General features: G+C 48.9%; 14 protein-coding genes. 8 read left to right on the plus strand and 6 right to left on the minus strand.

Features of this window, described 5'->3' with window-relative positions; all coding sequences use genetic code 11:
• Window positions 1–131 precede the first annotated feature (131 nt).
• The 4 genes from B0G52_RS18045 to B0G52_RS18060 all read left to right on the plus strand — a co-directional run bounded on the left by B0G52_RS18045 (window position 132) and on the right by B0G52_RS18060 (window position 3,443).
• Entirely contained in the window at window positions 132–581 is a 450-nt protein-coding gene (locus tag B0G52_RS18045) for a Gmad2 immunoglobulin-like domain-containing protein (RefSeq protein WP_094046773.1), read from the plus strand.
• Between the two features lie 50 nt (window positions 582–631).
• The gene (locus B0G52_RS18050) at window positions 632–1,150 is read left to right on the plus strand and encodes a sigma-70 family RNA polymerase sigma factor (protein ID WP_094046774.1); all 519 of its coding nucleotides are present in this window, start codon (window positions 632–634) and stop codon (window positions 1,148–1,150) included.
• A gap of 13 nt (window positions 1,151–1,163) precedes the next feature.
• A complete protein-coding gene (locus B0G52_RS18055) occupies window positions 1,164–2,090 on the plus strand; it encodes a DUF4179 domain-containing protein (RefSeq protein WP_233162775.1) in 927 nt (308 codons plus the stop codon).
• Window positions 2,091–2,228: 138 nt separating this feature from the next.
• Window positions 2,229–3,443, plus strand: coding sequence for an MFS transporter (locus B0G52_RS18060; RefSeq protein WP_094046776.1), 1,215 nt, complete (start codon window positions 2,229–2,231; stop codon window positions 3,441–3,443).
• A 78-nt stretch (window positions 3,444–3,521) separates the two neighbouring features.
• On the opposite strand, the gene B0G52_RS18065 is transcribed toward B0G52_RS18060, so the two are convergent.
• A complete protein-coding gene (locus B0G52_RS18065) occupies window positions 3,522–5,069 on the minus strand; it encodes an MFS transporter (RefSeq protein WP_233162777.1) in 1,548 nt (515 codons plus the stop codon).
• 148 nt (window positions 5,070–5,217) lie between these two features.
• On the opposite strand from B0G52_RS18065, the gene B0G52_RS18070 reads away from it, so the two are divergent.
• From B0G52_RS18070 to B0G52_RS18085, 4 genes are all read left to right on the plus strand, one after another.
• Complete coding sequence (locus B0G52_RS18070; RefSeq protein WP_369827083.1) at window positions 5,218–6,075, plus strand: LysR family transcriptional regulator; 858 nt, start codon at window positions 5,218–5,220, stop codon at window positions 6,073–6,075.
• A 302-nt stretch (window positions 6,076–6,377) separates the two neighbouring features.
• Window positions 6,378–6,728, plus strand: coding sequence for an ArsR/SmtB family transcription factor (locus B0G52_RS18075; protein WP_094046779.1), 351 nt, complete (start codon window positions 6,378–6,380; stop codon window positions 6,726–6,728).
• Window positions 6,729–6,753: 25 nt separating this feature from the next.
• A complete protein-coding gene (locus B0G52_RS18080) occupies window positions 6,754–7,554 on the plus strand; it encodes an arsenite methyltransferase (RefSeq protein WP_094046780.1) in 801 nt (266 codons plus the stop codon).
• A gap of 89 nt (window positions 7,555–7,643) precedes the next feature.
• Window positions 7,644–8,207, plus strand: coding sequence for a dihydrofolate reductase family protein (locus tag B0G52_RS18085; RefSeq protein ID WP_094046781.1), 564 nt, complete (start codon window positions 7,644–7,646; stop codon window positions 8,205–8,207).
• On the opposite strand, the gene B0G52_RS18090 is transcribed toward B0G52_RS18085, so the two are convergent.
• The 5 genes from B0G52_RS18090 to B0G52_RS18110 all read right to left on the minus strand — a co-directional run bounded on the left by B0G52_RS18090 (window position 8,149) and on the right by B0G52_RS18110 (window position 13,324).
• Window positions 8,149–8,781 (minus strand): GNAT family N-acetyltransferase, encoded by a 633-nt coding sequence (locus B0G52_RS18090; RefSeq protein ID WP_233162779.1) that lies wholly within the window; start codon window positions 8,779–8,781, stop codon window positions 8,149–8,151. The genes B0G52_RS18085 and B0G52_RS18090 overlap by 59 nt on opposite strands.
• The gene (locus tag B0G52_RS18095; protein WP_094046835.1) at window positions 8,778–9,389 is read right to left on the minus strand and encodes a TetR/AcrR family transcriptional regulator; all 612 of its coding nucleotides are present in this window, start codon (window positions 9,387–9,389) and stop codon (window positions 8,778–8,780) included. The genes B0G52_RS18090 and B0G52_RS18095 overlap by 4 nt, the downstream gene beginning before the upstream one ends.
• A gap of 299 nt (window positions 9,390–9,688) precedes the next feature.
• On the minus strand, window positions 9,689–10,687 hold the full coding sequence (locus tag B0G52_RS18100) for a Ger(x)C family spore germination C-terminal domain-containing protein (protein WP_233162781.1): 999 nt from the start codon (window positions 10,685–10,687) through the stop codon (window positions 9,689–9,691).
• 86 nt (window positions 10,688–10,773) lie between these two features.
• Complete coding sequence (locus B0G52_RS18105) at window positions 10,774–11,895, minus strand: GerAB/ArcD/ProY family transporter (RefSeq protein ID WP_094046783.1); 1,122 nt, start codon at window positions 11,893–11,895, stop codon at window positions 10,774–10,776.
• A 4-nt stretch (window positions 11,896–11,899) separates the two neighbouring features.
• Entirely contained in the window at window positions 11,900–13,324 is a 1,425-nt protein-coding gene (locus B0G52_RS18110) for a spore germination protein (protein WP_094046784.1), read from the minus strand.
• Window positions 13,325–13,490: the final 166 nt, after the last annotated feature.

Consider the following 13,490-nt stretch of genomic DNA (forward strand, 5'->3'; position numbering starts at 1 on the left):
CCCTCTTTTTGTTTTCAAATGTAACAGATTTCCAATGTATCTATTGCGTCTTTTCGGGCAACCCCGGCGTCTAACGAATGTATCTTCATGAAGCTGCAAAAAATATCACCATATAAGGAGTGCAACAAACCATGAATAAAAAAATTATCGCATTGGGCACGGCTGTCGTTATTGGAGGGTCCGCTTTTTTCGGAGTCATGAACACGTCCTGGGCTCAGAAACTTCCGCAGCAATTCAAACAAAGCTTCCATAAGCCCGCCGTAATAGCCGCCGAAGAAACGGTCAAAGAAGAAACGTTCCGCAACGTCAAAGTATCGGAGCGCTTCGTACAGTACACTGTGTCTGGTAAAGCTCGAGTCCATGAAGGCACGTACAATTACGCGGTGAAGCAAGCTGACGTTGTCGTAGCGGAAGGTTTCGGCACGGCATCGATGGGAGCTCCGGACTGGGGAACGTTCACGCAGGAAGTTTCGATTCCCGCAAGCAAGCTGTCCGGCGATCAGCCGTTGATGTTCGAATTGTACGAGATCGACATGGAATCCGGCGAAGCCGTTAACAAAGTCGTATACGAACTAAAATAAATTGAAGCTCATCGTGTCTTGCGGAATTCTGGCGACGGGAGGTTGGTGCAATGGAAGAAACGGAGCTAGCGAGAAAAGCGATAGCCGGCGATGAAAACAGCTTCACGATCTTGATCCAGTCCAAGAGAGAGCGTCTATATCGGATGGCGTATACGTACGTAAGAAACAGGGAGGATGCGCTCGAAGTCGTGCAGGAGACCGTATATCGCGCATTCCTCGCCATCCACAAGCTGCAGCAGCCGCAATATTTCAATACATGGTTAACGAAAATCGCGATTAACAGCGCCTTGGATTTCATACGCAAATCGAAAAAGGTCGTATACGCGGAACCGGGAGCCGAAGGCAGCTACGCACCGAATCATAACGAAGAGGCGCTGGATCTGCGCGAAGCGTTGGACAGTCTCGACGAGAAATCCAGAACGGCGATTATGTTAAGGTATTTCGAGGATATGCAGCTCAAAGACATTGCGGACGTGCTTGATACGCCGCTCAGTTCGGTGAAATCGATCATCTACCGGGGGCTGGAGCGGTTGAAAATCAAGCTGGGGGAGAGTGAGTCCATTGGATGAGAGGCTCAGACGAATGAAGCAATCTTACGACGAGATCGATATTCCCGATGAGTTGTCAATAGCCGTTGTCAAAGGAATAGAGAGAGGAAAACAGCAGCAGCTTCAACCGAATACGCGGCGGCGCAATCGGCGGTGGATCGGCCGGGTGAGCGCGAGCGCGGCAGCGTTGTTCATCGTTTTGACGATTGGCATCAATACGGTTCCGGCTTTTGCGAATAGCCTGCAAGAGGTTCCCGGGCTGGGTCAGCTGGTGAAAATTTTACAGTTCAACAAAGGCAGCGCAGAGGGAGGAACGATCCAGGACGCGACAGACGTTAACTTTATAACGGTGAAAGAGCAGGGGGACAAGGAAACCATTATTTTGAACTTCGCGCAGAACGGAGAGGCGCAGCAGGTGGCCAGCTCCTTCCACGTCTCGTTCACGGAGTATCCTCATACGATGACTTTTACGGTCGGCGGCGCCAGGAAATTTTCCGCGGTTAAAGATTTCGCTGCGTTAAAGAAGAGCGCACGGATCGAGGACGCCTACGAGCTCATCACTTTGGACGATTCGACGGTTCGGTTTAACGTAACTTTCAAAGAAGCGGTAACTTACGAAGTCCACGAGTACAAGGAGCCGGCGCAGGTGGTAGTCACAATCGCTTCCGATCCGGCGCGCAACGTAGATCGGCCTCCGGTATACTCCGTGCGTACGGCATCCATCCCGTTCGGAGAGTCCGTTGGGATCGCGGAAGAAATGCTGTTCGGCGCAGAAAACATGCGCGCGCTGAAAGACAAACAAGGCCTATACTTCGTCGAGACCGGAATTTACGACACGGAAGCCGAAGCGAATGCGCAGATGAACGCGATTAAGGAACAGCTCGGATACACGGATCCGCTATTCGTCGAAAAGAGAGAAGACAGGCAAATACCGGAATCCATTCAGACACCTGCCCAATAGGCGGTGTCTTTTTTTGGGTTACCAAATATTGCTGTTTTAACGCGAAAAACTTGACCTTAACACTAATGTCATACTTTATGATGATATATAAGTGATTTTCACCAAAAAAATATGAAACTGAACTAGGACGGTGTCGTTATGAATGAAACTTCCAGTCAAAGTTACTGGTCGAGCTCCTTTATTCGCATATGCCTATGCACTCTGCTGCTCTTTAGTGCATTTCAAATGCTTTTACCGATATTACCGATCTATATGGCAGGCAACGGCAACAGTAAATCAGAGGTTGGCTGGATTGCCGGTCTCATTACTATCGCGGCCGTGCTGATTCGCCCGTTCATCGGGTATGCGCTTGATCACTATAACCGCCGTCTGATCGTGCTCTTCGGTTCGTCCGCTCTTGCGCTGGCAGCCGGCGCGTTCACATTGTCAACTTCTACCGGATGGATGGCGACAGTCAGCCTGGCGCTGGGCATCGGCTGGGGGATAATGACAGCAGCGTACGCGACGATTGTATCCGATCTGATCCCAGCCGGCCGTCAAGGTGCCGGAATTGGCACGTTTATGATGTTCGGCTTCGCATCCATGGCTGTTGGTCCGTACATCGGCGGTTGGTTGATTGAGGAGTATGGACCAACGGTGTTGTTCGTAACAGCAAGTTTGCTCACAGTTCTGTCTTTGATCGTGTTCCTGACAGGAGGCGTCATCGGGTCGACATCAAGGAGGGGACTTTCAGCGGGAGAGCAACAACCTGTTTTGAAAAGGTTATTTGAGCAATCGGCACTGTTCCCAGCCCTGTTGATTTTGCTTTTTACGATTGGTTACGGCGGGATCATTTCCTTTGTCAGCTTGTTCGGGATGGAACTGGGAGTCAAGAACGGCGGCATCTTTTTCCTGCTGTCTAACATAGCTGCGATGCTTGTTCGTCCGGCGGTCGGCAAAATGTTCGATACGAAGGGTCACGCCGCGGTGCTTCTCCCAGGCATAGTCATCGGCATTCTTGCGATGATCGTCTTGTCGACGGCATCCACTCCAACTATGTTTATTATCGCGGCCTGTCTGTACGGACTGTCGTTCGGGGCAGTGCAGCCGTTTATCCTTGCATGGACAATCCAACGCGCTTCGCCTGAGCGCAGGGGAGCCGCGAACAGCACGTTTCTGGTCGGTATGGACGGCGGCATTTCACTTGGTTCGATCTCATTCGGATTTGTAGCACAAATGTGGGGCTTTGTCGCCGTGTTCCAATACTCGGTTGTATTATTAATTGCGCTTCTGATCATTTACAGCATTAGCTTAGTCAGATCGAGAGCAAGCCGGACTCCTGGAGCGGTTAAAAATCGAGAAGAACAAGTATAGGGATTAGATCATTACTTTCGGGTGATGAAAGAGATCCCTATAATTTACAATGAGAGGACACATCTCAGATATTTATTCTTAATGTGATTCAGCGCGCTTGGATTCAACCGCTTCGTCGCCGTCGACAGTACCGCCGTCAGTTCCAATATGACGCAAGATGACGGCCGCGAGTATGGAGAGGATGGCGATGCTGACTGCGCTCGTTGCCGCTGCCGCATTGAATCCCGCCGTGAATGCTGACTGCGCCTCTTCAAGCACGCCGGCAGGCAGTTCATGCGCTACGGACGATGCCCCTGCGAGGCTGTCTCCCACGGCTTTCCGGACATCCTGAGCCAGCGTATCGGGTATCCGGTCGAACATTTGGCTGCGATAGACGGCGGCCGTGAGGCTGCCCAGCGTGGCAATGCCAACCGCCAGGCCAAGTTCCTGCACAGTCTCGGACATGGCCGAGGCTGATCCAGCCTTCTCCGCAGGCGCCGCGCCTACCACTAGATCCGTGCCTAGTGCGGCGATCGTGCCAAGGCCAAGATAGACGAGTGAAAATGCGGCCGTGACCAGGGCAACGCCAGACGGCTCGTTTTCGAGGCGCATGAGCATCAAATAGCCGATGACCGATAGTCCGAGCGCGCCCGCGATCACATAGCCGGGCCGGATACGACGTGATGCAAGCGGTGCCGCGATACCGGCGGCGAGCATAGCGAGCGCCGGCGGCCCCATCCAGAGCCCTGCTGCCAGAGGCGTTAGTCCGGCGACCAGTTGCAGGTACTGAGTGACCAGCAGCATCGTTCCGCCGACGCCAATGAGGCCCACAAGGAGTACGGCCAATGCGACGCTGAACACCTTGCTGCTGAAAAGATCCAAGTCGATGAGCGGACTTTCCAATCGGCGCTGTCGCCGAACTAACAAGAACATGAAGACGAATCCACCGGCAATCGCAAGCGCTGTTTCGGTACTGAGCCCATTTTTGGAGACCTGCTTGATGCCGTAGATGATGGGCAGCAGGGCCAGGAGCGAAAGGGTGACACTCGGGATATCCAACTTGCCGGCCTGTGGCGCCCGGTATTCCGGGAGGAGAAATGGTGCGGCTGCAAGCAGGAGGCCGACCACCGGCACCGCGACAAGAAAGGCCGCTCCCCACCAGTAGTGCTCTAGCAACGCACCGCCCACGACCGGGCCAGACGCCATGCCGAGCGCGAACATGGTCGCCCACACCCCAATCGCAAGCGCACGCTGGTGACGGTTGACGAACAGGTTGCTGATAAGTGCCAGCGTCGATGGCATCAGTGTCGCGCCCGCCACACCAAGCGCCGCACGTGCCGCAATGAGCGTGGAGGCGCTGGGGGAATAGGCCGCCAGCACAGAAGTGATTCCAAAGGCAGCAGCCCCGATCATCAGCAGCTTGCGCCGCCCGATGCGATCACCCAACGTTCCCATCGTGATGAGGAAGCCGGCGATCATGAAGCCATAGGCGTCCACAATCCATAGGGTCTGTGCGCTGGTCGGCTTCAGATCGAGTGCTAGCGCCGGCAATGCCAGATGCAACAGCGTCAGGTCGAGTCCGAGCAGGATGGTTGGCAGGGAGAGAAGCGCGAGACCGGCCCATTCGCGCGGGCCGGCGAGCGTCACGGACTGAATTGTTCGCCCCGCAGGACCTTCAGTGGTACATGAATTTTCCAAGAGAATCACTCCTTTATTGTCTGAGTCGAGTATACACCTCTATTGATATCAGGTATAATGACCGTTACTGATGTTGATATCACTTATAGTGATGGAGGTGCAGTTCTTGGAACTAAGCGATCTGAAGTTATTTCAAACCATTGCTGAAGAAGGAAGCATTTCTGGAGCTGCCAAGCGATTAGATTATGTTCAGTCCAATGTAACTGCAAGGTTGCGTAGACTAGAGGATGAGCTGGGAGTTCTTCTTTTCCATAGAAGACCTAAAGGAGTTCAGATCACAGAAAAAGGCGCACTTTTCCGTAAGTATGCCGATTCCATTTTGCAAATGGCAGATGAATCGATCAAAATACTTCAAGATCACGGTAAACCAAGCGGATCATTAAAAATGGGTGTTGTTGAAACGGTAACGTGCGGAAATTTCATGAACCTGATTGCTTCTTATCAATCGCGGTATGAAGAAGTATCTCTCAGTTTAGAAACAGGCAATTCTCTTGAATTAATGGAGAAGGTAGAGAACTATGAATTAGATGCTGCCTTTGTAACAGGTGAGCTGTCCAATACAAATTTCTTGACCGACTTTTTATTAACGGATGAAATTGTATTATTATCTGGCAGGACATTAGCCCCGGATTTAATAGAGCAAAAGTGGGCAATCTCTCCAAGGGGTTGTCCTTTTAGAATGAGATTGGAACAATGGTTGAAGGATGAGGGAATTGCCCTAAAAAACTTCATAGAGATTAGTTCGTTAGAAACGCTCTTAAGCAGTGTGAGAGCTGGATTGACGTCCACCATTCTGCCTAAATCGGTTTTAAAAGGTCCATATGCAGATTTACATGTGTACCCTATACCCGAATCGTATCGTTTTATTGAAACAGGTCTTATCAGAAGAAAAGAAAAATATATGAGCCATGCTTACAAAGCTTTTGCAGCTCTAGTTCAGGAGGAAGGCCTGTAACATGTAATTTTGCGGTATCCATCTTGTATATAAATCAAAATTATTTGATTTAACATTGCTTATAATAACCAGTTATGCTAATCTCTATATATCAAATAAATTTGATTTATGAGGTGTTCGGATGTTAAATGTTCATGCGCTCGAGTATCTGATTTCTCAACATCAGCAAACGATTGAAAACGAAGCACGGCATGCTTGGAAATGGATAAAGCGGGCCGAGGACGACACTGCGTATGAAGTTAAGGACATTCAACCGGGCGTCGTCTGCTGCCAACCTGTTTGTTGCTGAGGAGGCGTGAGCAATGATAAGACAACTTCCTGTTATTGAAAAGGAGAATGACTCGATTGACTTCACTCCATATGAGAGTAAGTTCAAAGCGCTGGCTGACCAGAAACGTTTGCAAATCATGTACGAACTTACGCAAAGGGGAAACACATGCGTATGTGACCTTGTCGATATCTTGGATATGCCTCAATCGAAATTGTCTTACCACCTCAAGATCTTATTGGATGCCGGCTTAATTCTTCGGGAGACAAAAGGGACTTGGAGTTACTATGAATTGAATCACTCAGAGGTCAATCGATTGCTTTCCCCCGAACTGTGCTGCATTTTCCGGCAAACGGATGATCGCCCGAGCGATTGCTGTTCTTGAATCTTAGCGATAGGGGATGATCTCAATGCATCAAGTACAAAACGATGAAGTTCGTCAGCATGTGCGGGACCGTTACAAGCAAATTGCAATCCAAGACGTTTCCAATGCAGGTTGTTGTTCTCCCAGTACTTCGTCTTCGAGTTGTTGCGGTACAGCAAATGAGGTTTCCTCGAAGTTAGGGTACTCCGATGAGGAACTATCAACAGTTCCAGAGGGATCTAATCTCGGTCTTGGTTGCGGGAATCCTCAAGCCATGGCTTCGATCAAGGCGGGGGAAGTTGTTCTCGATTTAGGTAGCGGAGCGGGTTTCGATTGTTTTCTTGCCGCCAAGCAAGTAGGGGAGACCGGCAAAGTTTTTGGAGTCGATATGACCCCTGAGATGGTTAGCCGAGCTCGACATAATGCCTCGAAAAACGAATATACGAATGTAGAATTTCGATTGGGTGAGATTGAATACTTGCCAATTCATTCTGAGACGATTGATGTCATCCTATCAAATTGTGTGATAAATTTATCTCCTGATAAACAGCAAGTATTTCATGAGGCATACCGAGTTTTGAAATCAGGTGGTCGCTTGGCTGTCTCAGATATCGTTACAACAGCAGAGTTGCCGGCAGAAATTAAGGATGATCTAGATTCTTTAGCCAGCTGCATTTCCGGTGCATCAACTATCGAAGAAGTCAAAGAAATGCTTCGTAAGAGCGGATTCGTCGATATCAGCGTTGAACCCAAAGATGAATCACGAGAGTTCATTAAGGATTGGGTTCCTGGTGCAAATATTAATGAATATATACAATCTGCTGTCATTAAAGCAATTAAGAAATAAACAAGAAAACACAATTTTTCAATATCAGCTTAGACACATCTAATCCTGATAATGAATGTGCAAGAAAACCAGGAAGGAGAGTCCGTTGTATGGCAAAGATCGTTTTCGCATTGAACCAGTCTCTGGACGGGTTCGTCGACCACATGGCGTTCCAGCCTGACCCCGTGCTGTTCCGTCACTTCATCGACGATGTACGCAACCTGACGGGGAGCCTGTATGGGCGCCGCATGTATGAGACCATGCGGTACTGGGACGGAGACCCTTCTGAATGGGATGGGCCGGAAAGGGAATACGCAGCGGCATGGCAAAGCAAACCGAAGTGGGTGGTGTCGAGAACGTTAAAGTCAGTCGGTCCGAACGCTTCTCTGATCGAGGGCGACCTCGCAGCGGCCATTGGCGAGCTGAAGGTTCAGCATGAAGGGGAGATCGAAGTAGCCGGGCCGGAGTTGGCGCACAGTCTAACGGAGCTCGGTCTCGTTGATGAGTATCGGCTCTATCTCCATCCAGTCGTGCTGGGTCACGGCAAGCCGTTTTTCGCCGGTGCTCGGCCGCCGCTGCGTCTCGTGGCAAGCGACCGAATTGGCGAGCAGGTGATCAGGTTGACCTACGTTCCAGTTCAGGCCTATTCCAACACAGCGAAACCATGTGATTGATACCAGATATACGAGCCTGCCTGGGGGAGAGGGACTTGCGTTTGTATTCCGTGAACCCCAGCTTCTCATACAGGCGAATGGCCGGGACATTCGTATCGGCGACCTCTTCGATAAGATAGTTACGGTACGGCAAATGCTCCAGCATATGCCGAATAACTGCCGAAGCGGCCCCTTGGCCGCGGAAGGATAAGGCGGTAGCGATGAACTCGACCGATCCCGTTTCGGCCGGCGGGTTGACAAACGGCTTTTGGAACTCTCTCTTCAGAATCAGTGCAGCTATCGAGCCCTTAAACCAGCCCAGATGTCGGCGGAGCGGGGCGCTCTGAAGCTCCAGGGAGAAGCTCTGACAGTCGGTGCATGCGCCGAAGGCTGCCACCTGATCGCCAGCGAGCGCCACATAAAATTGCTCCAGTCTGAACGTATGGGCGAACGCCTTTGCGATGACTACACGATCTTTAGAGAAATACGTAAGCCACTGCGAGAAACCGTCGGCGAAAATCTCAGCCATCTGGTCTCTGACCTCTACAGCCGCACGGTCTGCCCGGACAATCTCAAATGCGCCTGAGTCCTTCACAACGTTTCACCTTCCTTTTCGAATACTAAAGTCAAGAGCGATCTCGAAGGCATCGAAAATTGCTCCTCCAGCATCACCTTCATCACCGCCAGCCCCTGAATGGAGGAGAAGAAATATTGCGCCATCTCAAAAGCATCTCCTTCTCGGAGCTTGCCTTGCCGCTGTCCTTGGACGATGAGCGCGGCAGTCGCTTGCAGTAGATCGCTATTGATCTTCTTGAGAGCGGCTTGCCGACCGTCCGTCTCCGTGGAGAAGAAGGATTGCGTCATCAGGAGTAAGAGGTGTGCCAATTCATCGCCGGTAGACAGATCGAGATGCACCTCGTCGGCGAACCGCGACAGTTCCTCAACTGGATTATCGCTAGTCTGAAATTTGGCAATCAGCGCCTCAAGTCCGGCCATGGCGAACTGCACCAGTTCCTCGAATAGCTGATCCTTTGTTTTGTAATGACGGTACAGTAAACCTGTGCTAATGCCAGCCTGATCGGCAATATGCTGCACATTGGTGGAGCCGTATCCTTGGCGAACGAACAGCCGCATCGCCGCTGTCTGGATTTTGGTGCGGGTTGCAAGGCGAAGAGCTTCGTATTGTTCAGATGTACGAGGCACAGTGTTTTCCCCTTTGATGAATGAATTATTATTCATTATAAAAATGATAAAGCAAATTGTCAATGTGTATTGCTTTTGATAGGGGGAGGACATTCAAGAATCTTCACCTTCTTATTCAGCGGGGCGATGGCCGGCTCTGTCAGTCGCTATATTCAGTATCTGCTGCGACAAAAACATAGATTGTTTGCCGCCTGGCGCGCTTTCAGTGTATTTTAGACATCATGAAGTACAGCAACAAAAGCATTGGAGTGCCGGATTCAGTGACAAGCCGAGCTCGTTGAACAAGATTCCAACTTACTCTATTTAACCTTCGTAAGTGGCTCCAAATGTAGCCGCACTTTTACATTAATCTTCATAGTAGACCAATGTCGATCCCATGTATCTCTGGTTATTGGTCTGGAGAACGGTTTAATTGTCAATCCCCCGATTTGAAGGGGGTCAATCCGCAAGTGTTGCATTTGGGATAGCAGGTGGAAGACATTCTCCTCCAAGTACCGTTCGATTTTTTGTGTGAGAGCGACATATTGGAAGTTATCCTCGATTCTTGTAAGCGAATCCAATTCATCAATTCTGCCTTTCACGTCGATTTCGATGGATAGGGATGATAAATCCGAAGTGAGTTTCTTGCGGGTATGCGCGCGAATATGCCCTAACGTGACCGAGAGGTCAGGAAGGACTAAGTATCGTACGAATCGATCTCGATACAACAACTGGCTGATTTGATCGTCCTGTCCTCGTATCTCCGCGACCATACGATCCCAATCGAATAATGCAGTGCCTTCGTACAAGAGTTGCTCGCCTTCCGCTCGAAATACCGGTAGCTGGGGGTCGGAAACCTGGGAGTACAGCATTTTCATAAACTGATGCAAATTGACGACGGTAATTTCGCCTTGTTTTTTCTTTTCATAATGCTTGAACATCCGGTAAAGGTAAAAATCGATACTGTCTTTTTCATCCAAGTGTTTGGCTAGGAACTCATCAAAGTTGCCTTTTGTGATGACTAAAAAAAGCCGTTTCGAAATGTTCGGATCGGTCAGAACGGTATTGATAAGACTGGTCAGCCCCCGCTTAGCATAGGCTTCATCCACGAACAGCAAGCGGATTTGACCTGCTTTCAATTCGTTATGATAGATCAAATTAAACCCTTTGTTACCTTCATTCAATAAAGACACATTAAGGGTAAGCACGCGCTTCTTTTCCTTGCTAAGAGGAGGGACGAGCGTACTGATGGTTATCTTTCCGTCCTCTCTTCCTCCCTTCACGGACCAGAAAATGATCGGCGTGATTTCTTCAATCATATTGTTTTCCGGTAATGGGACGCAACCGCAAGGCAGTATCATTAAAAAAGACGCTAGCAGCACTATCGTTGTTCGTAGGAATCTTGTCATGACGTTGTCCTGGCTTTGCGTTTCATCGCGAACCAGACGAGGAGCGGCAATAACAAATACGAAGAGGATCCTGCCCACATCTGCAGTTCTAACCAAAATGTTTGTTCGATCCCGGGCTCCCAAAACCATTTACTGATCGAAAGCGTGCAGGTTACCATCGCACAGCCGCTGACGATCAGACCCAAACGCGAAGTGCCTTTCTTTGCCTTGCCTAACAAGCGGGAAGCGCCATACACCATCAACGCGAACAGAGCGAGCAAGTAAATGATGCTGAACATATACGCCGAGATCAGGATAATATCCACCCTTTCAAATATAGGAGATTGCAGGTAGCGCCCCATCTCCACGCTCGGGTATTTGATGGTCGGCAAGTAATTGGATCCATAGAAGAGCAAAGACGCAATGGAAATAAAAAGATACTCGCCGACCGAGATGGCGTTAGCGATCGTCAAATATTTAAGCATTTTCCGCTGCGGACTCAACCAATATGAAATAGCGATCAAATATTCAGGCCCGGATAACGATGAAAAAACGAGCAGTAGGGATTTCCATGCAAACGGCTCAGGGCCTATTGGAACGAGAGGATACAGATCGTGAATCGAATTTGATGGCAACAAAAAGAAAGGAATATACAAAAATAAGATCCAAATCATTCCAATTATCACAATCGTTACGAACCGCACCATGTTTTCCATTCCGAACAGAGCCAAATAACAGCTCAGGATAATAGGAAACACAATGTGCCATTCCCGATCCATAGAAGGAAAAACGAAGTGCTGCATAATGTCGGCGTAACTTACAGAAATGAACGAAATCTTAAGCATAAGGAACGGCAAGCTTACCAAAGCTAAGATTTTGATGCCTGTTTTTCCGAATAATTTTTCAAAACCCTGGCACCCTTGGGCCGGGTAGGGGGATGCAAACCATTTCGAGAGGATGTACAGGCAAAACTGGGACAATATTCCTACTACAACAATCACCCATAGCATGTACGGTTGAACGAGGACTGTGGGCATGACAATCATGTAATGCAGCATTTGAAGCCTATTGGTGAGGAAGAGCGCGTAAAAGCCGCTTTCTTGTTGCGAGGTTTTTCTGAACAGCGAAATAGCACGCATGAATTCATTTTCTCCTCCGGCTAACACGATATTTGTTCAAAGGACGCAATGCATCAGGACGAATGCTCATAGCATGTAACGGCCCGCGGACGAAGAGATCGACCCAATCCCTCCAATAAAACGGAGATACTGGAGCCAAATAAGGCTGGTTCAAGGATGTAAGCCCGTTTAGATGGGCAAGCATGCCGACGAGTCCGAGCAAAATGCCGGGAATGCCTAAATAGGAAGCGAAAATCAAGAACATGAATTGAAGCAGTAAACTTGACTTGGTGACCAGATAGTTTGGAACGAGAAACGTGGAGATCGCCGAAATGCCGGCCAATACGATTAGCACTTTGCTTGCGAATCCAGCTTCTACTGCAGCTTGTCCAATAACGATCCCTCCAATTACACCCAGGTTTTGGCTTGTTTTGGTCGGCATTCTTAAGCTGGCTTCCTTGATAATTTCAAGCGTAATAAGTATAATAAACGCTTCCCAGAATGGAGATAGTGGCAGTTTGCTCCGAGACTCGATGATTACATATAAAATTTGCAGGGGTAGCATTTGATAATGATGAGTCGTTAATGCGACGTAAAATGGAATTAGAGTAATGGAAAGTAGAAAACTGAGATAGCGTAACGGCCGTAAAAAGCTAGCCACCAACCAGCGGTTTATATAATCCTCCGGCGACTGAAACAAATGAAACAGCGTAATCGGAGCGACTAGAGCGAAAGGCGTGTTATTCACAAAAATGACCAATTTACCGATGCCGAGCGAATGCGCGCAGGAATCCGGTCGATCCGTCTGAAGATATTGAGGAAAGATGCTGTGATAATGGTCTTCTATAAATGCGGCTACATGCGAAGAATCCAAAAACATATCGAAGTCGATACTGGAAAGCTTATTTTTTGCGTAATCTACAAATTCTGGATTTATTAGCCCATCGATGTACATAAGGACTACGGTTGTTTGAGTTAAGGAACCGACGGTGTACCTCTCCGTTTTGAGCGCGGTTAAAGGAAGCCTTCTTCGAATTAGTAAGATGTTTTGCTCCAGCTGTTCGCTGAAGCTGTCTTTGGGACCGAACATTATGGTTTCCGTCTCGGATGTCTCGATGGACCGGCTGAGGGAGTTGGGGAGCAAAATAGCATTCCATCGCCCGCTGGATGAATCGTGAACTAACACTGAACCTTTCAATAGATCCTGGAGAGCTTGCTCCAAATTGAATAAGCGCGTAATTTTGGCGGTGATCAGACTCTTTTCCACCGAGCTTTGGAACGATCGAACGAGAGGCTCCATAATCGATTCGTTAAGACGCTCCTGATCGATTATGGTTCCAATATAAATAAATGTAAAGTGAAGACCGTCGGGTGTCTGCCGATTAATTATCTCCGCGTCTTCCATTAAGGCGAGGCTTTGTTCTAACGCTTCCAAAGAGATAGCTGTCATTGTTCATCCCCTGAATCAGCGCGCTGAAATTTCCTTTATTATGCCTTTCTGGATGGCGATTTAAACAAACGATTGAAAATCTTTTAAAGAATGAAGTTCACTCAGACAAAACTAATCATCGCGAAGAAGACGCCGGTGAAGATGCCCGGCGTCTTTCTTTTTGAAT

The sequence above is a fragment of the Cohnella sp. SGD-V74 genome (assembly GCF_003001675.1).
Taxonomy (GTDB): Bacteria; Bacillota; Bacilli; order Paenibacillales; family Paenibacillaceae; genus Cohnella.